The sequence below is a fragment of the Vibrio sp. 10N.286.49.B3 genome, from assembly GCF_002873395.1.
In the GTDB taxonomy this organism is placed as follows: Bacteria; Pseudomonadota; Gammaproteobacteria; order Enterobacterales; family Vibrionaceae; genus Vibrio.
On sequence record NZ_MCUV01000035.1, the window covers coordinates 159,891 to 181,624 of the forward strand.

Here is a 21,734-nt window from a genome sequence, read left to right on the forward strand (position 1 = left end):
AATGAGATCAAAAGACAAGAAACTAGTCCTTACATCTAAGAACTAGTGATAAAAGCCTGATAAATGACTAAATAGTAAATACCTGATAGTCTTTTAACTGAGGGATAGCTTGGTGTAACTGCTGCTCTTGCTCAGCGACCTTATCTAAAGAGTCACAATAATCTTTCGCATCCTGCTGAATTTGTTTTGATTGTTCTGCAGCCTTTTCTGTCACACTCTCTTTTAGCTTTGCCATATTATCGGCGAGTTCAGAAAAGTTAAAACTACCCTCTTCATTCATTTTCTCTGACATTGCATTAAAAGCACTAGAGAAAAACTCGCTATTAAATACCTGCTGCGCTTTTGCTAAATCATCTTGCCAATTATCAAAGAATGAACCAAAAGCATCTTTCTTCAAAACCAACTCATCATTCTGGTAATAGCGAGATTCAATATCAGTAAAAAACTCACCTAATGCGACTTTAACATTCTCAAACGATTGTGAATCATTAAAGCTATCAGCGACATCATCTATCACACTATTGGCTAATTCCATACCATCTTGCGCCAGCTCTTTTGCTTTAGGTACATAGGTGTTCATAGAGTATCGATAAGCTTCAATCGCCTGTTGCTGCAATTCATCAAGCTGAACCTGCTTACCATTGATGAAAAGCTGATTATTTTCATCAATTAAAACTTTTGCACCATTTTCTTGATAAATTTCAACTTGCTCACCATCAAGATGAACTTCGTTTTCAATATCAACCTGGCACTGTGTTGGCATGGCATAAGCATTAGCACTCGATAGTATTGTGGCTGCAATCAATAGTTTTTTTACTGTCATTGTTCAACTCATTATTGTTGGTAATACCAAGCAAGTTATTGACTATGCTTGGTATTAGTTAATACTAATCACTTCATAATATTTCTGATTAGTGCCAATCATTATTTCCACTTCATCACCGACACACTTACCGCGTAATGCCTGCCCTAGTGGTGACTGGAAGGTTAATATCGACACTCTATTTTGCATAAATTCAACAGCGATCCCACCGGAACTTGGTCCCATAAAAAACCAATGTTCAACATCATTATTATCAATCAACTCAACCAAAGCGCTCATTGCTATTGGCTCATCATTAGAAAAGTCGCGTAAAACGAGATCATTAAAATGACGGATATCTTGCTCACAGTCTAGTACACGCTGACCTTGACCATGAGCCAAGTATGCTGCTTCTAAAGCCAAAGTATCATACTTGTTGTCTGGAATGGTTTCGTCATCGGTTGCATCATCAATCGCCGTTTGCGTTGCCGCTAATGCAATACGGTGCTTTTCTGTTAATTTTTGCAAAATTATTTGACGTAAGTCGCTTTTATTCACACGAATATACTCCCTAATTGAAAGATAAAAGGAATTAAAATTAAGGTATTATACTCAATTCACTTTGATTATTATTACTATTCACTCAACACAATATTCTGGGGCAGAAGATGGTAGAGCAAACACTAAAGCAATATTTTGGGTTTGATTCCTTAAGACATGGACAGCACGAAGTCATTCACAACATTATTGATGGTCACTCTGCTGCTGCGATCTTCCCTACAGGGTCTGGAAAATCACTTTGCTACCAACTACCTGCATTGATGCTCCCTCACTTAACCTTAGTAATTTCGCCACTATTAGCGTTGATGAAGGATCAATTAGCCTTTTTACATGAAAAAGGAATTGCCGCTGCTTCCATTGACTCAAGCCAAGATCGCATCCAAACCCAGCAAGTGATGCAATCAGTTAGAAATGGGGACATAAAGATCCTGATGATCTCCGTTGAGCGCTTAAAAAACGAACGCTTTCGTCAATTCATTTCCCAGGTACCAATCTCATTACTCGTGGTTGATGAAGCTCACTGTATCTCTGAGTGGGGACATAATTTTCGACCCGACTATTTGAAGCTGCCACAATATAAACAAGCTCTAAATATCAAACAAGTGTTACTGCTAACGGCAACGGCGACACCTAATGTTATTAATGACATGCAGAAAAAATTTGGCATTGAAAAACAGCATATTACGGTGACTGGCTTTTATCGCCCTAATCTTGATCTGACAATAACGCCTCATGATGAAGAAGATAAAATCGATGGGCTGATCCATTTACTTAAAGATAATCCAGAGCTACCGACGATTGTTTACGTGACACTCCAGCATACTGCAGAACAAGTGGCTCAATTGCTGCAAGGGTTTAGTATCCCTGCAATGCCTTATCATGCCGGATTAAAAACAGAGCAAAAAGAGCAAATTCAGCATGATTTTATGTCTGGAAAAATCAATTGTATTGTCGCGACCATTGCTTTTGGTATGGGGGTAGATAAAGCCAATATTCGCCGTGTTATCCATTTTGATTTACCTAAATCGATTGAAAATTATTCACAAGAAATAGGGCGAGCAGGACGAGATGGCAATCCATCAACTTGTACACTATTAGCCAATGCAACGGGTATGAATGTTCTGGAAAACTTTGTTTATGGTGACACACCGGATAAGTCTTCTATCCAATATGTTGTTGAGCAAATTTATGCCCAAAATGAACGCTGGGAAATTATGCTCAATCGCCTATCTCGTGATTCTAATATTCGCCAATTGCCGCTCAAAACACTGCTGGTTTATTTAGAGCTTGAAGGAATTATTGAGCCATTATTTAGCTACTTTGCTGAATATCGATTTAAATGTATTCAAACTGAACAGCAAATTATGCAGCACTTTCAAGGTGAAAGACTCTCCTTTGTACAAGCTATCTTCCGCTGCTCTCATAAGGCGAAAACATGGTCAACATTAGACTTTGATATGCTGTGGTCTGAGCATCATGCCGATAGGCAACGCGTTATTGCTGCTATTGATTATTTTCATGAGCAAGGGTGGATTGAGCTTGAAAGCAAACAAGTGACGGATGTCTACAACATTAACCCAAACTTGGCGCCTAAAGATGAACTGACTGAGCACCTTTATCAACTCTTTAACCAAAAAGAACTCAGTGAGATGAAGCGATTAACCTCAATGCTGAACTTTTTTGAGAGCACCTCTTGTTTGAGCCATCAACTTGCAGACTACTTTGCTGATACTGCTGCACCAACAAGCTGCAACCACTGCTCGGTATGCCGTGGAAAACCGGCACAGCTACCGAAAAATAGTGGCTTTGATATTAATATGGATGAACTTAATCAATGGGTGAGAAGTTTTATTGCTGCTAGCCCAGAGCCTTTGAGTGACCAAGCCATTACACGCTTTTTATGTGGTATTACAACGCCTCTATCCACCAAGTTGAAAGCCGGTAAAATAACCGGATTTGGTCAGCTAGAAGTCTTCCCATTTGAGCAAGTAAAAAGCATGGTGAAAACCGTTCGCTCTTAATGATTGATGCATCCTATATCAACGATAACTAGGCAGAGTGAGCTTTCCAGGTGGATAAACTACCAATCAAAGCTCATTTGCTCTTTATCTTTTGCCTCACCATCGAGACCGACAGATAAACCAATAAGACGAATTCCGCGTCCCTTCTGTCTCAATAGTGCCTCTTGCATCAACTCATAGAAGAATGCCTCATCTAAAGCATGGATCTTGTGCTCTACTGTTGTCTGTTTGAAATCATCGAACCTTAACTTAACACCTTGCTTGATTATTTTATTCTCCGCCGATGCTTTTTGAATACGAGTGACCAGCGAAGGATATAAATGCTCAATGGCGCGATGACACTCTTGCTCAGTAAATATATCGACCTTAAAAGTGTTTTCGATACCGACGGACTTTCTAACCCGTGATGTTTCAACGTTACGCAGATCAATACCATGAGATTTTTCCCATAATGACTGACCAAATTTACCAAACTGCTTGAGTAGCAAACCTTGCTCGTAGGCTTTGATGTCTTTGCCTTTATACAAACCTAATTTATTAAGTTTTTCGAGTGTCACTTTCCCTACCCCTGGGATCTTGCCTAAGTCTAACTCCTCAACAAAGTGTTCTATTTGATCGGGAGTAATCACGCAGATACCATTGGGTTTATTGATATCAGAAGCGACTTTAGCGACAAACTTGATTGGGGCAACGCCAGCACTAGCTGTTAAGTTCAACTCCGTCTCAATCGCCTTTCTTATCTCTTGCGCAATCAAGGTAGCAGATCCATGACAGTGAATCGAGTCTGTCACATCTAAGTAAGCTTCATCTAAAGACAGTGGCTCTATAATATCGGTATAACGAGAAAATATAGCCCGTATTTGCTTAGACACGGCTTTGTATTTTTCCATATCCCCTGGAATAACGGTTAGATGTGGACATAATTTTAACGCCTGCCCTGTCGGCATCGCAGATCGAACGCCAAACTTCCTCGCTTCATAACTGCACGTTGAAAGTACACCACGACCATATTGTGACCCACCAATCGCTAGTGGGATCCCTCGCAAAGAAGGGTTATCTCGAGCCTCAACAGCTGCGTAGTAGCAATCAAGATCGACATGGATGATTTTTTTGACCATAAACAACCAGTAATTACTGTCAATGTATACAGTATAACTTTAATGGTTATCTCTACAAAAGAAAAAACAGTCATGATGAAAAATCAATGACTGTTTTTTGTGTTAATCATAATCGAACCGTTTCACGATTGATCTTACATAATGCGATCTTTATCCCAAGCAGCAACTTGCTCTTCGCGGGCAGCCAGCTTCGCAACTCTTGCTTCTTCACGCGCTTCTCGTTTTTTGCGTGCATCACAAGGCTCTGGGCAGTTACATACTTTATCAATACCAACGGCGCCTAATCCACCACAGCTACCTTTAACAACTTTACGCTGCACAATGTAACCAATCGACATTGCGCCAATAACGGCTAGAAATACCGCAAACGTTATTAAGAATGTATTCATAACATCATCTCTCTTATCAGTTTTTCTGATTTAAATAGGGCTTAAATGCTTCTGTTGATAACTCAATAAAGCCATCGTCTGTTTTTACAATCATCAGCGTTGGAATACTATTTTGCTCAGCGACTTGCATGCCAATATCATCACCTAATACCATTAAACCGGTCGCTAAACCGTCAGCGGTCATTGAAGACTTATCTAACACGGTCACTGAAACGACTTTATTATTAATTGGCTTACCTGTTTTTGGATCGATGATATGAGAGTAACGAATACCATCTTGCTCAAAATAGTTACGGTAATCACCCGAGGTCGCGATCGCCATATCACCAGGCTCAATGATCTCTTGCACTGAGCGAGAGTCGACTGTCGGCTTTTCAATCGCAATACGCCAAGGGATCTCATCACGGTTTTTACCTTTCAAGCGCATCTCTCCGCCAACTTCAACCATGAAATCTTGCAAGCCTAGTTCATTTAAATACTCAGCAATAACATCAACGCCCCAACCTTTGGCTATCGTAGAAAGATCAACATACACGTCTGATCGATCTTTCGTTAGTTCTAACCCCTTTAAGCTTAAGTGCTGAATACCAACTTTGGCTCTGCGAGCTTGTAACTCTTCATCGCTCGGAACTTTATCAGGTCGTCCTTCTGGTCCAAAGCCCCATAGGTTAACTAAAGGACCAACCGTTACATCCAGCGCCCCTAAAGTGAGACCGTTCAAACGCATCGCTTCTTTCACTACCGTTGCTGTTTGTGGAGACAAGGTAAAGCTGCTCGCCTCTTGATGCTGGTTAAAACGGCTAAGTTCAGAGTCTGTTCTGTACGTCGACATCTGATCGTTAACTTGCTCTAATAATCGGTCAATTTCCACCTGAACAACTTGGGGAGTAGGTAGAGCATCCATCGCAATATATTTTACGTTATAGCTCGTCCCCATCGTTGGTCCACTTAAATGTACCTGCTCACGAGTTGGTGAACATGCACAAAGCAGAACAGTAACGCACAACATAACACCGATTTTTACTTTTTCAGCAAGGTTAAGCATCACCTATAGACCCCTTAATTATAATGGCTAAATAACCTGTTGCTGGTCTCTCAACAAACTTAAAAGACGAGCAACGGGTAATCCTTAAAAACAAATGGCTGACTCAAAAGAGCCAGCCATTATTATGATAATGAATCAGTGGTTAACCACCAAAGTCATCAAGTAGAATATTCTCATCTTCTACACCAAGATCTTTTAGCATGCCAATAACAGCGGCATTCATCATTGGTGGACCACACATGTAGTATTCACAATCTTCAGGTGCATCATGATCTTTTAGATAGTTTTCATAAATCACATTGTGAATAAAGCCAGTGTAACCATCCCAGTTATCTTCTGGTGAAGGATCTGACAGTGCAACATGCCAAGTGAAGTTATCATTCTCAGCTTGAAGCTTATCGAAATCTTCAATATAGAACATTTCACGCTTAGAACGTGCACCATACCAGTAAGTCATTTTACGCTTAGATTTCAAACGTAACAACTGATCAAAGATATGAGAACGCATTGGAGCCATACCAGCACCACCACCGATAAATACCATCTCGTTATCAGTCTCTTTGGCAAAGAACTCACCAAATGGACCAGAAATAGTACAAGTGTCGCCTTCTTTTAATGACCAGATGTACGATGACATTACGCCTGGAGGCGCATCTGGAGCATTTGGCGGCGGAGTTGCGATACGCACGTTAAGCTTGATAAGACCTTCTTCTTCTGGGTATGACGCCATAGAATAAGCACGAATCGAGTGTTCTTTAACGATTGATTCATAGCGGAATAAATTAAACTTATCCCAATCACCACGATACTCTTCAGGGACATCAAAATCAGCGTACTTAATATGATGTGGTTCTGCTTCAATCTGAATGTAGCCACCCGCTCTAAATGGTACTTCTTCGCCATCAGGGATTTTAAGTACTAATTCTTTGATGAAAGTCGCTTCGTTATCATTCGAAAGAACTTCACATTCCCACTTCTTCACACCAAAGATTTCTTCTGGTAGTTCAATTTCCATGTCGGTTTTCACTGCGACCTGACAAGCAAGACGCTCGCCTTCACGCGCTTCACCTTTGGTAATGTGATCAAGCTCAGTTGGTAGAATGTCGCCACCACCCGATTTCACTTTCACACGACACTGACCACAAGAGCCACCGCCACCACATGCAGAAGAAACAAAAATACCACTACCTGCCATTGCGCTCAGTAGTTTGTCACCTGGAGAAGTTGTAAATGCCTTCTCTGGGTCACCGTTAATTGATATAACAACGTCACCTGATGGTACTAGTTTTGATTTAGCAAATAAGATCACTAAAACCAACGCTAGTAGGATAATGGTAAACATCGCTACACCAAGAATAATGCTTTGCATTTGCTATTCCTTATTATTGGGTGCTTACCCTACAGTTGAACACCAGAGAAAGACATAAAGCCTAACGCCATTAAACCAACCGTGATAAAGGTAATACCTAAACCACGTAGACCTGGGGGTACATCTGAGTACTTCATCTTCTCGCGAATACCAGCAAGCGCAACAATCGCAAGCAGCCAACCGATACCAGAACCAAAGCCGTAAACAACTGACTCTGCAAAGTTGTAATCACGCTGAACCATGAACGATACACCACCAAAGATGGCACAGTTAACGGTAATCAATGGTAAGAAGATGCCAAGTGCGTTGTACAAAGGTGGAAAGAAGCGGTCTAAAACCATTTCTAGAATTTGTACAAGTGCTGCAATAACACCAATGAAAGTAATGAAGTTTAAGAAACTAAGATCAACACCACTAACTAATGCACTATCTTTTAAAATGTATGTGTAAAGCAGGTTGTTGACCGGCACGGCAATTGTCAATACCACAACAACTGCAACACCTAAACCAAACGATGTCTTTACTTTCTTTGATACTGCTAAGAAAGTACACATACCCAAGAAAAACGAAAGTGCTAAGTTTTCGATGAAGATCGATTTAACAAGCAAACTAATATAATGTTCCATGACGACTCTACTCCTTCGCTTCTACTTGTTCAGGCTTGAACACACGAATCACCCAAATCATAAAACCGATTAGGAAGAACGCTGAAGGTGCAAGTAACATCATACCGTTAGGCTGATACCAACCACCATCGCTCACTAGAGGGAAAACCTCCATACCGAATAGTTTGCCAGAACCAAAAAGTTCACGGAAAAAACCAACAGTGATCAATACGAAGCCATAGCCAAGACCATTACCAATACCATCAATCAGCGATGGAATAGGCGATGATTTCATTGCGAAAGCTTCTGCACGACCCATAACGATACAGTTAGTGATTATCAAACCAACAAAAACAGAAAGCTGTTTAGAAATATCGTAAAGGTACGCTTTTAGTACTTGGTCAACAACGATAACCAGTGAAGCAATGATCGCCATTTGAACAATAATACGTACACTGTTTGGAATGTGGTTACGAATAACTGAAACAAAAAAGTTAGACAATGCGGTTACAAAAATAACCGCAAGCGTCATAACAAAAGCTGTTTCGAGCTTTGTTGTAACCGCAAGAGCAGAACACACACCAAGAACTTGTAGCGCGATTGGGTTATTGTCCAATACAGGCGCTAAAACACTCTTTTTCACTTCTTTTGCGTCCATTAGTTCAATTCTCCATCACGCACTTTAGCAAGGAAAGGACCAAAGCCCATATCACCTAGCCAAAAGTCAAAAGTGCCTTGAACACCATTAGCAGTCAAAGTTGCACCAGAAAGACCATCAACACCATGCTCTGAACCTTGTGGAGCGCCGCCTTTAACAATTTTAATGGCTGGCTTATGGCTTTCATCGAACAGTTTCTTACCAACAAATTGACCACGCCAGTTAGGGTTTTCAATTTCACCACCAAGCCCTGGTGTTTCACCTTGCTCGTAGTAAGTAATGCCCGACACAGTATTACCATCGGTTTCAACTGCCACAAAAGCATACATCATTGACCAAAGACCCGTACCATGCACAGGAATGATCACTTTTGATGTGTCATTGCCATCTTTAACTAGGTATACAACACCTGTGTTAGCACGGCGTATGATCTTAGCTTTGTCTTGTTCAGATGTCAGTCTGATTGATGTTTTTGGATCTTTCGCTGCTTGACGTTGATCGTACGTCGCCGCATCACCATCGACAAATTCACCCGTTGAAAAATCCACTAAGCGAGGTTCAATATATTGAGCAAAAATTTCAGGTATTTTACCTTCTGCTTCAATACCTGCGACTTCAACAATCTTACTTTGCTTATCTAGAACTGCGTTTGCTTTTTGCTTATCACGCAAGCCTACAGCCGCTGTTGATACTATGATTGAGCACACTAAGCTCAATGCGATAACAACAAACAGCGTTTTTTTAATGCTATCGTTATTACTTGCCATAGCGCGCTAGTCTCCGTTTGATGTTCTTCTCTACCACAACGTGGTCGAACAGAGGTGCAAATAGGTTTGCGAATAAAATCGCAAGCATCATACCTTCTGGATATGCTGGGTTCACAACACGAATTAAGATACACATTGCACCGATTAAGATGCCGTAAGCCCACTTACCTTTATCCGTAAATGATGCTGACACTGGATCAGTCGCCATAAAGAACATACCAAATGCAAAACCACCAAGAACAAGGTGCCAGTGCCAAGGCATGCTAAACATTGCATTCGTATCTGAACCGATAAGATTGAACAGGGTAGAAACGGCAATCATACCGATCATCACACCAGAAATGATACGCCATGAAGCAACGCCCATGTAGACGATCATTGCTGCACCAATCATAAGAGCAAGCGTTGATACTTCACCAATTGAACCTGGAATATTACCAATAAAGGCATCCATCCAAGTGATGGCTTCACCTGTCACAACATGAGTAAGTTGACCTAAGCCACCTTGGCTCCACTGGCTTAACGCCGTTGCACCAGAAAATCCATCAACCGCAGTCCAAACCACATCACCAGAAATCTGTGCAGGGTATGCAAAGAATAGGAATGCGCGACCGGCAAGTGCTGGGTTTAAGAAGTTACGACCCGTACCACCAAAGATCTCTTTAGCAACAACAACACCGAAGGTAATACCTAAAGCGGCTTGCCATAATGGAAGCGTTGGTGGAACAATCAATGCGAAAAGAATAGAAGTAACAAAGAAACCTTCATTCACTTCATGTTTTCGCACCATACAGAACAGTACTTCCCAGAAACCACCGACAATAAAGACTGTCGCGTAGATAGGTAAGAAATACGTCGCACCAAGCAGCATTTTACTTGCCCAACCGGCTTCAGGGGACATGGTCCCACCAAGCATTTCAGTTAGCCAATAATGCCAATTCCCAGCAACGACATTAGCAAGTTCAGCACCAGAGTAGAGGTGATTAAGTGCTGTGATTGCTTGTCCACCAGCGTTATACATACCCCAAAACATTGCTGGGAATACCGCTAGCCAAACCATAATCATGATACGTTTTAAATCAACACTATCACGAACATGTGAGCCACCTTTCGTCACTGTACCTGGCGTGTATAAAAGTGTTGCTGTTGCTTCATACAATGCAAACCATCTTTCATGTTTGCCACCTGGTTCAAAATGATGCTCAATGCCCTCAATAAAACTTTTAAGGCCCATGGATTACCCTTCCTTCTCTATTTTATCTAGGCAGTCACGAAGTAATTCGCCATATTCGTACTTACCTGGACATACATAGGTGCACAATGCTAAATCTTCTTCATCAAGTTCAAGTGCTCCTAAACGCTGAGCGTTATCAGTATCGCCTGCACATAAATCACGAAGAAGTAGCGTCGGTTCCATATCAAGTGGCATTACTTTTTCATAATTACCAATTGGAACCATGGCACGATCACTACCATTCAGTGTTGTTGTCATATTAAAGATTTGACCTTTAAATAAATGACCAAGGAATGTACGTGTAACAGAGAACTTATTCTTACCTGGCATAGCCCAACCAAACAGCTCTTTTTCTCGCCCTTCACGTAGAACAGAAACTTGCTGATGATAGCGACCAAGGTAAGCGTGTGGACCTGTAGCGTGAGTACCTAACAATACGGAACCAGAAATGACACGAACTTCGCCTGGCATCAACTCAGCGTTAGTTAATTCATCAAGACTTGCACCCAGTTGAGTTCGCACCAAACGAGGGTTATTGACAACAGGACCCGCAAGAGAAATAACACGATCGGTATTAATTTCACCAGTAAGGAACAGCTGACCAAAAGCAATCACATCTTGATAATTAATGCTCCACGCAACACTGTCTGCAGCCACTGGATACAAGTGATGCATATGTGTACCAGCAAGACCGGCGGGGTGTGGACCGTTGAAAACATGCTCTTCTACATTTGCTTGCTTAGAGCGAGGTAAACTCGTTCCTTTTTTACAAACAAAGACTTTTCCTTCTGTTAAAACAGAAAGTAAATCTAAGCCCGCTACAAACGCTTTAGCTTGTTCATTAATAATCACATCAGGATCAGCCGCTAATGGATTGGTATCCATTGCAGTTACAAAGATTGCCTGAGTTGAAGACTCAATCGCTGGAACCTTGCTAAACGGACGAGTACGCAAAGCGGTCCATGAACCTGATTCAACCAACTGAGTTTTGACCACATCGCGGCTCAAACTCGCTAATTGTTCAGCTTCAAAGCTATCGAATGTGATTTGCTCATTACCTGATACTTCAATCACAACAGATTGAAGCACACGCTTAGCACCACGGTTAACTTCGATAACTTTACCACTTGCCGGTGAAGTAAATTTAACGCCAACATTCTTTTTGTCTTCAAAAAGAACTTGACCTTTCTTCACTTCATCACCAACGCGAGTATACATCGTAGGACGCATACCAACGTACTCTTCGCCAAGCAAGGCGACTTTAGTGATGGACTTACCATCATTAATCACCTGGGTAGGAGTTCCTGCGATAGGAAGGTCCAAACCCTTCTTTATTGTAATCATACGCACTTGCACTACTTTATCAGGAAAAAGAATCGTTTAAATTGCACAAAATACAAACACCGATAGGTGTTTGATTTCAGCCATAAAGAAGCACTGAAACGCAACATATTTTTAACGAGCGAATCGCATCGCCTCAATGCAATTTATCAAGAGTGTAGTTTAACACTTTTTTAGAAAAGTATGCCACGATGTACCTCTTGAATTGCAATTAAACCCTTAAATAACTGGTATATATAGGATAAATAACAAAAAAGTCATATGTTAAATAACTGAGCGGAACGTCAATACAACTTTAGGAGTATTTTTCCTGTTAATATATTTAAATAACTTTAAAATTTCAGTTCACATCTGCTAATTGTTAGCACTCTGTTGCAGAGAGTCAAGGTGCACCTTAACCGTTCTGCTACTGCCCTCCCCCCATACAAGGCGGACTGTCAGCTACCGTATTTTGCTTATCCTGCCACTCTAAACAAGTATAGACATGAATAGAAAGTGCATGGATATGGTTCTTCAATTCGTGCGCTAGCGCCAAATTCACTTGGCGATGACGAGCGATTAAACGTGTCGCTTCAAAGCTATCACTGACAATCACAACCTTAAAGTGACTTTCAGACCCTTCAGGTACATTGTGCATATAGCTTTCATTGATAACGTTCAAATACGTTGGAGAAAATGCTTTATTGAGCTTGTCTTCAATCGTCGTCTGGAGCATTTGTTATCCTTGTTTTGTCTTCTTAAGAGTTATCTAAATAGAGTAAACTATATTCTCATAGTACCCCTAACTCTGCTCGTGACACTGTTATCTGCATCACCCTTCATGATCATACTATTTGTTTCTTTTGCAATTTAAGCCAAGCAACAGGTTTTAGTATCTTGTTTTCGTGTCTTTTGCGACAATACTTAACGTTATTTATTTATAAAGTGCTGAAACTATGAAGACTGAACTGACACTCCATGATCGAACCCTCTCTTTACACCGCTTCCCTAAACGCTCAAATGAGTTATTACAAGCATGGGACGCAGGTGATGAGTACCTAATTAACCATGTAGAAGAGTTAGGACTTGAGGATGGAAAACATATTTTAATCCTCAATGATAACTTTGGTGCACTATCATGTTGGATGTCAGAGAAGCACGATGTAACCATGATGAGTGACTCATTTATTTCTCATCGTGGTGCTTTGAAAAACCTACAACGTAATCAGTCAAATCGCGTTACGTTTTTAAACACGATGGATGCGATTCCTCATGGTATTGATTTGGTTTTATTTCAATTACCTAAGAGTAATCGCCACCTAGTATGGCAATTAAGTCAGTTACGTAAATCTCTACCAGAAAACTGCCGTATTATTGGGGTAAATAAGGTTAAAGACATCCATACTTCAACCCTAAACCTGTTTGAAAAATACCTTGGTACGACAACAACATCACTGGCTTATAAAAAGCACCGTTTGGTTTTTTCTAGTCCTAATTGCCAACCTATTCACGATGTAGAGCCAGTCACTGAATGGGATGTTGATGGTGAAAATATCCACCTAAAAAACCTGCCTAACGTTTACTCTGGTGAAGGGTTAGATCAAGGCGCTCGTTATTTACTAGAGCACATCCCACAAGACCCTGAGCTACGTCATATTATTGATTTAGGTTGTGGTAATGGTGTGTTATCCGTAAAAGCGGGTCAACTTAACCCTCAAGCGCGTATTACCTGTGTCGATGAAAGCTTTATGGCACTAGAGTCAGCAAAGCAGAACGTTTTAGATAATTTAGGCTCTGAGCGTAACGTGCAATTTATTGCCAACAACTGTCTGGATGGATTTAAAAAAAATAGCGCTTACTTAATTTTATGTAACCCACCATTTCATCAACAGCAAGCGATTACTGACCATATCGCTTGGCAGATGTTTTGTGATGCTAAGCATGCACTGAGCAATGGCGGTAAACTTATTGTTATTGGTAACCGTCACTTAGGTTACGATATAAAATTAGCGCGTTTATTTGGTGAAGCCAATGTAGAAACATTAGAGCTAAATCAAAAGTTTGAAATTCTTCAAGCGACTCGTGAACCAGCAAATTTTAATAAGTAACATCACCATCGACCTTGAGAGTCAATTAATGGCTCTCATTTTCAATTTGATTTAAAGGAAATAAACAATGAAAAAACTGGTTATAGCGGTTTCTATTGCTTTACTAAGTGCTTGTGCTGCGCCTCAAAAAGAACAAATTAGTTTAATGCCACAAGCAACATTAAGCCAAAGTGATATTGTTCGAGGCACTAACTTTACTTTAACCAGTAAGGATATTCGCGCTGCACAATATGTTGCTCTGCTTGATAATGGTCGCGAAAATATCCAGCCTATTCACGCCAAAGAAAACATGCGCATTGCACTTGAAAGCATCCTGACAAAACAGTTTAACTCTCAAGGTTTTAATATCACATTAGACAGCAACAATAGTATTAATCTTGAAATCCAAGAGGCACTCGTCAATGTGCAGCATAGCGTTATGGAAAATGAAATCGATGGTAAAGTAACTCTAGAGATCACCGCTGAAAATCCTCAAGGCAAGTTGACAAAAACATACCATGGTGTTGCCAAGCGTACCGGTATGATGAGTGCTTCAAATGATGATATACAGCTAGTATTGAACGATGTACTCACTCTTGTGTTAGCTGAAATTGCTAACGATACTGAATTACAAAACTACATGAAGGAACGCTTTTAATGTCTCGCCTATTCGTTTTATTTAGCTTATTTTTTAGTGTTACAACTTGGGCTGCACCAAGTGTGAATGTTGAAACAACACTCGGTTCATTTACTATTGAACTGAATCAAGAGCAGGCTCCGATTACTGTCGCTAACTTCTTAAAATACGTTGAAGATGGCACGTATGTTGGTAGTCAATTTCACCGTGTCATCCCAAATTTCATGGCACAGGGTGGCGGATTTGATGCGGATCTTAACCGCTTAAAAACTTACGCTCCCATTAAAAATGAAGCGTACAACGGCTTAAAAAACAATCAAGCTACTGTTGCTATGGCTCGTACAAATAACCCTGACTCAGCAACCAATCAATTCTTTATTAACTTTAATAATAATAACTTCTTAGATGCTGATCAGCGCCCACCTGGTTACGCTGTGTTTGGTAAAGTCACGCAAGGGTTTGAAGTGGTTCAAAGTATGGCGACTAAACCAACAGGTAGAAAAAATGGCATGGCTGATGTGCCTGTTGAACCCATTATTATTACTAAAGTGACACTAATTAAGTAATCTTTCTACCTCCTCCTATTGTTGTGATAGGAGGATTTCCTATTGAGTAACACAAGGACTGGTTATGTCTTCACAGGCCCCATTAACTTGGCTAGAAACATTTCGTAGCTATGCTGATAAACGTCTACTTTGGGTGTTTATGCTTGGCTGCTCTAGTGGTTTTCCATGGGTTTTAATTGGTTCTAACATGTCAGGCTGGTTATCCGATGCTGGGTTAACTCGGGCTGCCATTGGTTATTTTGGTTCGGTATTTGTTGTTTTTGCCATCAACTTTCTCTGGGCTCCACTGATTGATCGCGTAAAACTTCCCTTACTGCATGCTTCGCTTGGTCAACGCCGTAGTTGGATATTGCTTTGTCAGGCGATGATCCTGGTTTGTACATTACTGATCGCTGGTACAAATCCTGCTAATGATTTGATGTTAACCTCGCTATTAGCGCTTGGTATTGCTATTTCAGCCGCTACGCATGATATTGCCATCGATGCATTCCGTATCGATACATTTCCAAAGTCGGAAGCGCATAAGCTCCCACAAGCCTCCGCAATGGCTGTGATTGGTTGGTGGACAGGATATTCATTACCTGGCTATCTAGCCTTTGTAAATGCAGATTCAATTGGCTGGAATGGTGTTTATTATGGCATGGCTATCATTATGGTCATTCTCATGTTTTTTACTCTACTCGTTGGTGAACCTCAAACGCACCGCGAGCAGTTGCAAGCAGAAGCTGAAGCGCGCCACGGTAAGGTCGTCGGCTCAAAAGTCATGGCTTGGATCAGTGTGACAGTACTTGAACCTTTTTATGACTTTTTTAAGCGCAATGGCGTTCAAGTTGCCATTACCCTGCTATTGTTCGTCTTTTTGTTCAAAATTGGTGAAGCATTCTTAGGTCGAATGTCGATTCCTTTCTACAAAGATGTCGGATTTAGTAATGAACAAATTGGTTATTATTCAAAGCTTATTGGCTGGAGTGCAACGGTCCTATTCACATTAGTCGGCAGTGCCTTTAATGTTCGATTTGGTATTGTGAAAGGCTTGATGATCGGCGGAATTGCAATGTCGGCAAGTAACATTATGTTTGCTTGGATCGCTAAAGTTGGCCCTAACGAGCACCTATTTTTAGCCACTATTATTGTTGATAACTTTACTACCGCATTTTCAACCGTCGCCTTTGTTTCTTTCTTAACCATATTAACTGGGCAAGCTTTTTCTGCTACACAATATGCATTATTAGCTTCACTCGGTAATCTTGGTCGAACTACGCTAGCATCATTTAGTGGCGAACTCGTTGACTACTTAGATAACTGGTCGCAGTTTTTCTTAATTACCGCACTAATGGTTATTCCTAGCCTACTTATGCTGTATTCATTGCGCCATTATTTTAATGCTATTTTAGATAAAGCTCGTAAAAGCGCTCAGGAAGATAAGTAAACATCTCCGTGAAAATAGCGGATGCCTGCGACTTATATACAGTTTAAATACGCTTTAAGTCGCTTCAATTCGCTCTATATAACTGAACATCTTACATGACAGAAGCATGGATGCCTGTTACGGATACATACCGCGACCAAACAAGTTAAATACTCGAGCAACACCTTGAGTAAACATCATAGGTTGAGTCAATATGGTCAAACAAAGGCAGTCTTCTCCTTCTTTGGTGTACGGTGAGTGCTTAATTGAGCCATCAGTTTGGATAAAATCGCCTACCTCATATTGAGCAAAGTCATCACTAAAGCGGCCATGCAAAACTAACGTCGACTCAAGCCCTTTATGCGTATGCTGAGGGACTTTAACACCTTCATTCATATATAATAAGTTAACGCGCTGATCCTCCCCTAGCGCCACTTCAGCACTAAAGACTTTGCCACCGTAACTTGTCCAACTCCCAATCAAATGTGCGATTGAATGTAATGGTTTGGGCAATGCAAACTGTTTATCATTTACATAAACAAAAGCCTCTGAAGCCGTTTTTTCAACTTTAAGCTCATCTAGCGTTTTCATTTCAAGCTCTAGAATATGATCTAAAGCACTTTCATCCATCATATTGTTCTGGGCAAAAAGCGTACTATCCTCAACCGTGGCTTGCTCTAACAACTCGGCTTGATGAATTTCATGCTCTGTCACTATGGCGTGACAATGAGAACAAGCATTGATATGCACCGCAATAGCAATACCATCAACCGCTTCGATCTCCCCATTGGCATAATTAATTAATAAATCGTGTTGTGGATGATGCATTATCTCTGCTCCATATTAATTAAATCTTTTAACTTTTCGACACCTAGCCGCAAGCGAGATTTAACCGTTCCAAGTGGAATGCTATAGATCTCCGCTACTTGATGCTGAGGTAAATCATCAACATATATTGCTTTCACAACCAGCTTTTGCTTTTCTGGCAATGCATCTAAATAACTTAACACTTGCGCTTTTAGCAGGTCATTCTCGGCATTATCTGATTCCACAAATTCCGCTGGATAATTACCCTCTGGCCAAATATCTTCAGCATGGAGGTGCAACTCTTGACCACGCTGCTTACGCAAAGTATCAAAACATAGATTTCGTGCTATGGTATAAATCCATGTCGACAATGCACTTTTACTGCCATCGAAGAGCGGCGCTTTTTGCCACACTATCGCTAATGTCTCTTGTACCATCTCTAATGCAACTTGCTCATTGCCCATATACTTAAACGTAAAAGGCTTTAAACGTGGCGAAAAGTAATGAAAGATCAATGCAAATGCTCGCTTATCTTTCTGTTTTACTTTTTCCATGCAATCAGACCACTCTTGCTTACTAAAGGTCTGCGAACTATCAGATGTCATTGCTGCGCCTTTTATTCACTATCACGACTTAGTTTTAAGCTTAGTCAAACATTTGATGTTTAAGTAAAACAAACCGACTGCGAGAAGTAATATGTGAAGAAAAAGTCAATAACAGAAATATTCAGCTTAAAAAAGCGCACCGAAAGCCAATCTACTCTACCCATATACGCACTATCATTATGAAAGATCATCATCGGATGTTTTTTTTATTGCTTTCCATTTTGCTAGCGGTATCCTTCTGCCCATCATTTTTTATTAGGTTGCAATGTGAATATTACGGTTCTTGGTCTTGGTGCCATTGGCTCATTATGGGCATATCATTTAAATCAGGCTGGGCATAATGTTCATGCCTGGACGCGTCATAACCAAACCACTACCTCATTGCAATATGATCAACAGCCAAGCATCCAGTTTGCTAGCAATGACGTTAACCAACTTGCTCATTGCGATCTATTGCTTGTCACCGTTAAAGCCTGGCAAGTAGAACAAGCACTCACCCCGTTACTGCCTCACCTACACCCAGATTGTATTCTTGTTTTAATGCACAACGGTATGGGGGCGATTGATGACATAAAAGCGCAGATAAATCACCACCCACTGGTCTTAGCCACGACAACTCAAGCCGCTTTTAAGCCATCAGCGAATCAAGTTTTGCATACTGGTCACGGACAAACACAATTAGGTGGCGCTAATCTCGCTGGATCGCAGTGCCAATTTCTACAAGATGTGTTTAACCATGCTTTAGCGACAACGAAGTGGAATAACAGCATTGAGACTGCCCTGTGGCAAAAGTTAGCGATTAACTGTGCTATCAACCCATTAACGGCTTTACTACAATGTAATAATGGTCATCTTGCACAAGAGCAATATCAGAAGCAGCTACAAAGTATTACAGAAGAAGTGGCACAGGTGATGCAGGCTGAAGGGATAAATTGTACCGCCTCTCAACTAAAAGAGACCATTGATAGCGTTATTGCAGCGACAACAAAAAATTACTCATCGATGCAACAAGATGTCCACCATCAACGTCAAACTGAAATTGATTTTATTACTGGCTACCTACTCAAAAAAGCCATACAGCATAATATTCAAACACCTGAAAATGCACATTTATTTTCTTTGATTAAACAAAAAGAACCAAGGTCATAGCATGCTTGATAACTTTAATATTGATGCTATTCGAGCTCAATTTCCTGCTTTACAACAAAGCATTAATGATGAACCTTTAATCTACTTAGACAGTGCAGCGACAAGTCAAAAGCCACAAGCCGTTATCGATGCCATCAGTCAGTATTATTCAACTCAAAATGCCAATGTTCATCGCGGCAGTCACAGCCTGACTGCTCGTGCAACCAATCAATTTGAAGCTGCTCGAACAACAGTAGCAGAATTTATTGGTGCGAATTCGCCGAAAGAGATTATCTGGACTCGTGGAGCGACTGAAGCTCTCAATTTAATTGCTCAAACCTATGCGCGCAGTCACTTACAGCCTGGTGATGAGATATTAGTTAGTGAAATGGAGCACCACGCCAATATTGTTCCATGGCAAATAGTCGCAGAGCAAACAGGCGCTAAGGTTGTAAAAATTCCGATGACGGCAACCTGCCAATTTGATAATGATGCCTTTAAAGCGCTGTTGTCAGAAAAAACAAAAATTGTCGCTATTGCCCATATTACCAATGTCACTGGAACTCGACAGCCGATCGAAGATATTATTAAACTATCACATGCTGTTGATGCCATTGTAGTGGTTGATGGTGCGCAGGGTATCGTGCATGAGACGGTGGATGTTTGTGAATTAGGTGCTGATTTTTATGTTTTCTCAGGTCATAAGCTTTATGCCCCAGCAGGCATTGGAGTGCTATATGGTAAGTTAGCACTGCTAGAAGCGATGCCCCCGTGGCATGGCGGAGGCAAGATGGTTAAAAATGTCTCTTTCTCTGGTACGACTTACTCTGAATTGCCAGGGAAATTTGAAGCTGGAACCCCTAATGTCGCTGGTGCGATCGCCTTAGCGACTGCGATCACTTGGCTTGAGCAGTACCCAAAGCAGCAAGTTGAACAACATATACATCACTTACAACAGTCAGCGTATCAAGCGTTATCAGCGATTGAGGATATTCGCATCCTTGGTTACCAAGCTAAGGCGAGCGTGATTACTTTTGTTATTGATGAGGTTCACCACCAAGATATTGCAACGCTACTCGACCAGCAAGCCATTGCCGTTCGTGCTGGACATCACTGTGCACACCCGTTGATGGATGCATTAGGAGTAAAAGGGACAGTACGTGTGTCATTTGCGCTTTATAACACGGTTGAAGAAGTGAATATGTTGATCAGTGCGATTAAAAAAGCGGTGGATATACTGTAGGGAAACCGTGCTGAATCACGCCTACTTAATCACTTAGTTAAATAACTAAGTGATTAAGTCGCTAAGTTGAAAATTTGACAGTAAAAGCTACTGAGTGATGGTTTGTATTTGTTCAACAATCGCTTTTAAGCCATTACCACGCGAAGCACTTAAATGATCAATAAGACCAATGCTTGCAAAATACTGATCAATATCAAATGACTGGATTTGCTGTGCCGTTTTACCATCAAACGCAGCTAATACTAACGCTATCAAGCCTCGTACAATGCGCGCATCTGAATCAATAAAAAAGTACCAACGATCATCAACTTTATCACTCACTAGCCAGACTAAGCTTTCACAACCTGATACCGTCACTTGATCACTTTTTAAGTCATCTGGCATTTTAGGCAGTTGCTTACCCCATTGAATAACTTGACGATAGCGGTCTTCCCACCCCGAAAAACCACTCATTATAGAGACAATGTTGTCAGGCGTAATATCGGAGCCAAATGGTGAAGCTAAAAAAGGTGTCATAAGAGAAGTTCCCGTCAATCTATCGGTATTTTTGAATCAGTTTTTCAACAATTCGCGATACAGCAACAAAGCCAAAAGTCGCCGTCACCACCGTTGCTGCGCCAAAACCACTGGCACAATCCATACGCTTTGGACCATCAGCCGTCGCCTTCACGCCGCATACCGAACCATCAGCTTGTGGGTACTTCAGTTGCTCCGTTGAAAAAACACAATCGATACCAAATTTACGCGCTGGATTTTTCGTAAAGTTATGATGACGTCGCAATGTATCTTTGATTTTTTTCGCCAATGGATCTTGAATCGTCTTGGTCAAATCAGCCACGGTAATCTGTGTTGGATCGGTTTGCCCACCAGCACCACCAATCGTGATCACTTTAATTTTATTGCTACGACAGTACGCTAATAACGAAGCCTTAGCTTTAACGCTATCAATCGCATCAAGCACATAATCGTACTCTTTGGTAAGATATTCGCCTTGATTATCTGGTCCAATAAAATCATCGATCAAGTTAATTTTACATTCTGGATTAATCAGCTTCACTCGCTCAGCCATGACTTCAATTTTACTTTGACCAACGGTGCCTGACATTGCATGGATCTGACGATTAATATTGGTGACACAAACATCATCCATATCAATTAAGGTTAACTCACCAACACCAGTACGAGCCAGCGCTTCAACAGCCCATGAACCAACGCCACCAATCCCGATCACACACACATGTGCCGCTCGTAAAATTTCAACTTCACTACGCCCATAAAGACGACGTGTACCGCCAAAGCGTTGTTCGTAGTTTTCTGAAGCTGGTTCGGTCAATTCTCGCATGCTAAAACCCATACAATTCAAT

At 41.0% G+C, this 21,734-nt stretch carries 23 protein-coding genes; 7 read left to right on the plus strand and 16 right to left on the minus strand.

Annotated features, from left to right (window positions below; translation table 11 throughout):
- Positions 1-67 precede the first annotated feature (67 nt).
- Positions 68-823: a YggN family protein gene (locus tag BCU68_RS12985; RefSeq protein ID WP_102565173.1), complete on the minus strand. Its 756-nt coding sequence runs from the start codon at positions 821-823 to the stop codon at positions 68-70.
- Positions 824-877: 54 nt separating this feature from the next.
- Positions 878-1,360 (minus strand): GreA/GreB family elongation factor, encoded by a 483-nt coding sequence (locus BCU68_RS12990; protein WP_102565174.1) that lies wholly within the window; start codon positions 1,358-1,360, stop codon positions 878-880.
- Positions 1,361-1,470: 110 nt separating this feature from the next.
- Here BCU68_RS12990 and BCU68_RS12995 point away from each other — a divergent pair, with 110 nt between their 5' ends.
- A complete protein-coding gene (locus BCU68_RS12995) occupies positions 1,471-3,384 on the plus strand; it encodes a RecQ family ATP-dependent DNA helicase (protein ID WP_102565175.1) in 1,914 nt (637 codons plus the stop codon).
- 59 nt (positions 3,385-3,443) lie between these two features.
- Here BCU68_RS12995 and dinB read toward each other — a convergent pair whose 3' ends face one another.
- From dinB to bolA, 10 genes are all read right to left on the minus strand, one after another.
- Complete coding sequence (dinB, locus tag BCU68_RS13000) at positions 3,444-4,502, minus strand: DNA polymerase IV (protein WP_102565176.1); 1,059 nt, start codon at positions 4,500-4,502, stop codon at positions 3,444-3,446.
- 134 nt (positions 4,503-4,636) lie between these two features.
- Positions 4,637-4,891: a (Na+)-NQR maturation NqrM gene (nqrM, locus tag BCU68_RS13005; RefSeq protein WP_102565177.1), complete on the minus strand. Its 255-nt coding sequence runs from the start codon at positions 4,889-4,891 to the stop codon at positions 4,637-4,639.
- 16 nt (positions 4,892-4,907) lie between these two features.
- On the minus strand, positions 4,908-5,900 hold the full coding sequence (locus BCU68_RS13010) for an FAD:protein FMN transferase (protein WP_241901376.1): 993 nt from the start codon (positions 5,898-5,900) through the stop codon (positions 4,908-4,910).
- A gap of 178 nt (positions 5,901-6,078) precedes the next feature.
- On the minus strand, positions 6,079-7,305 hold the full coding sequence (gene nqrF, locus BCU68_RS13015) for an NADH:ubiquinone reductase (Na(+)-transporting) subunit F (RefSeq protein WP_102565179.1): 1,227 nt from the start codon (positions 7,303-7,305) through the stop codon (positions 6,079-6,081).
- A gap of 29 nt (positions 7,306-7,334) precedes the next feature.
- Complete coding sequence (gene nqrE, locus BCU68_RS13020; RefSeq protein ID WP_102565180.1) at positions 7,335-7,931, minus strand: NADH:ubiquinone reductase (Na(+)-transporting) subunit E; 597 nt, start codon at positions 7,929-7,931, stop codon at positions 7,335-7,337.
- Positions 7,932-7,938: 7 nt separating this feature from the next.
- On the minus strand, positions 7,939-8,568 hold the full coding sequence (locus BCU68_RS13025) for an NADH:ubiquinone reductase (Na(+)-transporting) subunit D (protein WP_102565181.1): 630 nt from the start codon (positions 8,566-8,568) through the stop codon (positions 7,939-7,941).
- Positions 8,568-9,335, minus strand: a complete 768-nt coding sequence (locus BCU68_RS13030) for a Na(+)-translocating NADH-quinone reductase subunit C (protein WP_102565182.1) — start codon at positions 9,333-9,335, stop codon at positions 8,568-8,570. The genes BCU68_RS13025 and BCU68_RS13030 overlap by 1 nt, the downstream gene beginning before the upstream one ends.
- Positions 9,325-10,569 carry an NADH:ubiquinone reductase (Na(+)-transporting) subunit B gene (locus tag BCU68_RS17055; RefSeq protein WP_198591734.1) on the minus strand — a complete coding sequence of 415 codons (1,245 nt, stop codon included), beginning with the start codon at positions 10,567-10,569 and terminating at the stop codon, positions 9,325-9,327. Before BCU68_RS17055 ends, BCU68_RS13030 begins: the two co-directional genes overlap by 11 nt.
- A gap of 3 nt (positions 10,570-10,572) precedes the next feature.
- Positions 10,573-11,913, minus strand: coding sequence for a Na(+)-translocating NADH-quinone reductase subunit A (locus BCU68_RS17060; RefSeq protein ID WP_198591735.1), 1,341 nt, complete (start codon positions 11,911-11,913; stop codon positions 10,573-10,575).
- Between the two features lie 403 nt (positions 11,914-12,316).
- A complete protein-coding gene (gene bolA, locus BCU68_RS13040) occupies positions 12,317-12,625 on the minus strand; it encodes a transcriptional regulator BolA (protein WP_102565183.1) in 309 nt (102 codons plus the stop codon).
- A 220-nt stretch (positions 12,626-12,845) separates the two neighbouring features.
- Between bolA and BCU68_RS13045 the strand changes: the two genes are divergently transcribed.
- The 4 genes from BCU68_RS13045 (at position 12,846) to BCU68_RS13060 (ending at position 16,608) form a co-directional block, all read left to right on the plus strand.
- Complete coding sequence (locus tag BCU68_RS13045) at positions 12,846-13,997, plus strand: methyltransferase (RefSeq protein ID WP_102565184.1); 1,152 nt, start codon at positions 12,846-12,848, stop codon at positions 13,995-13,997.
- Positions 13,998-14,064: 67 nt separating this feature from the next.
- Entirely contained in the window at positions 14,065-14,634 is a 570-nt protein-coding gene (locus BCU68_RS13050; RefSeq protein WP_102565185.1) for a YajG family lipoprotein, read from the plus strand.
- Positions 14,634-15,179 carry a peptidylprolyl isomerase gene (locus BCU68_RS13055; RefSeq protein ID WP_102565186.1) on the plus strand — a complete coding sequence of 182 codons (546 nt, stop codon included), beginning with the start codon at positions 14,634-14,636 and terminating at the stop codon, positions 15,177-15,179. The genes BCU68_RS13050 and BCU68_RS13055 overlap by 1 nt, the downstream gene beginning before the upstream one ends.
- 64 nt (positions 15,180-15,243) lie before the next feature.
- The gene (locus BCU68_RS13060; protein WP_102565187.1) at positions 15,244-16,608 is read left to right on the plus strand and encodes an MFS transporter; all 1,365 of its coding nucleotides are present in this window, start codon (positions 15,244-15,246) and stop codon (positions 16,606-16,608) included.
- 117 nt (positions 16,609-16,725) lie between these two features.
- Here BCU68_RS13060 and BCU68_RS13065 read toward each other — a convergent pair whose 3' ends face one another.
- Together BCU68_RS13065 and BCU68_RS13070 are read right to left on the minus strand one after the other, a co-directional pair.
- On the minus strand, positions 16,726-17,418 hold the full coding sequence (locus tag BCU68_RS13065; RefSeq protein WP_102565188.1) for a ChrR family anti-sigma-E factor: 693 nt from the start codon (positions 17,416-17,418) through the stop codon (positions 16,726-16,728).
- Positions 17,415-17,999, minus strand: coding sequence for a sigma-70 family RNA polymerase sigma factor (locus BCU68_RS13070; RefSeq protein WP_102565189.1), 585 nt, complete (start codon positions 17,997-17,999; stop codon positions 17,415-17,417). Before BCU68_RS13070 ends, BCU68_RS13065 begins: the two co-directional genes overlap by 4 nt.
- A 267-nt stretch (positions 18,000-18,266) precedes the next feature.
- Between BCU68_RS13070 and panE the strand changes: the two genes are divergently transcribed.
- Positions 18,267-19,148 (plus strand): 2-dehydropantoate 2-reductase, encoded by an 882-nt coding sequence (panE, locus tag BCU68_RS13075; protein ID WP_102565190.1) that lies wholly within the window; start codon positions 18,267-18,269, stop codon positions 19,146-19,148.
- 1 nt (position 19,149) lies between these two features.
- Entirely contained in the window at positions 19,150-20,370 is a 1,221-nt protein-coding gene (csdA, locus tag BCU68_RS13080; RefSeq protein ID WP_102565191.1) for a cysteine desulfurase CsdA, read from the plus strand.
- A gap of 87 nt (positions 20,371-20,457) precedes the next feature.
- Here csdA and csdE read toward each other — a convergent pair whose 3' ends face one another.
- The gene (csdE, locus tag BCU68_RS13085; RefSeq protein ID WP_102565192.1) at positions 20,458-20,886 is read right to left on the minus strand and encodes a cysteine desulfurase sulfur acceptor subunit CsdE; all 429 of its coding nucleotides are present in this window, start codon (positions 20,884-20,886) and stop codon (positions 20,458-20,460) included.
- Between the two features lie 19 nt (positions 20,887-20,905).
- Complete coding sequence (gene tcdA, locus BCU68_RS13090) at positions 20,906-21,712, minus strand: tRNA cyclic N6-threonylcarbamoyladenosine(37) synthase TcdA (RefSeq protein WP_102565324.1); 807 nt, start codon at positions 21,710-21,712, stop codon at positions 20,906-20,908.
- Positions 21,713-21,734: the final 22 nt, after the last annotated feature.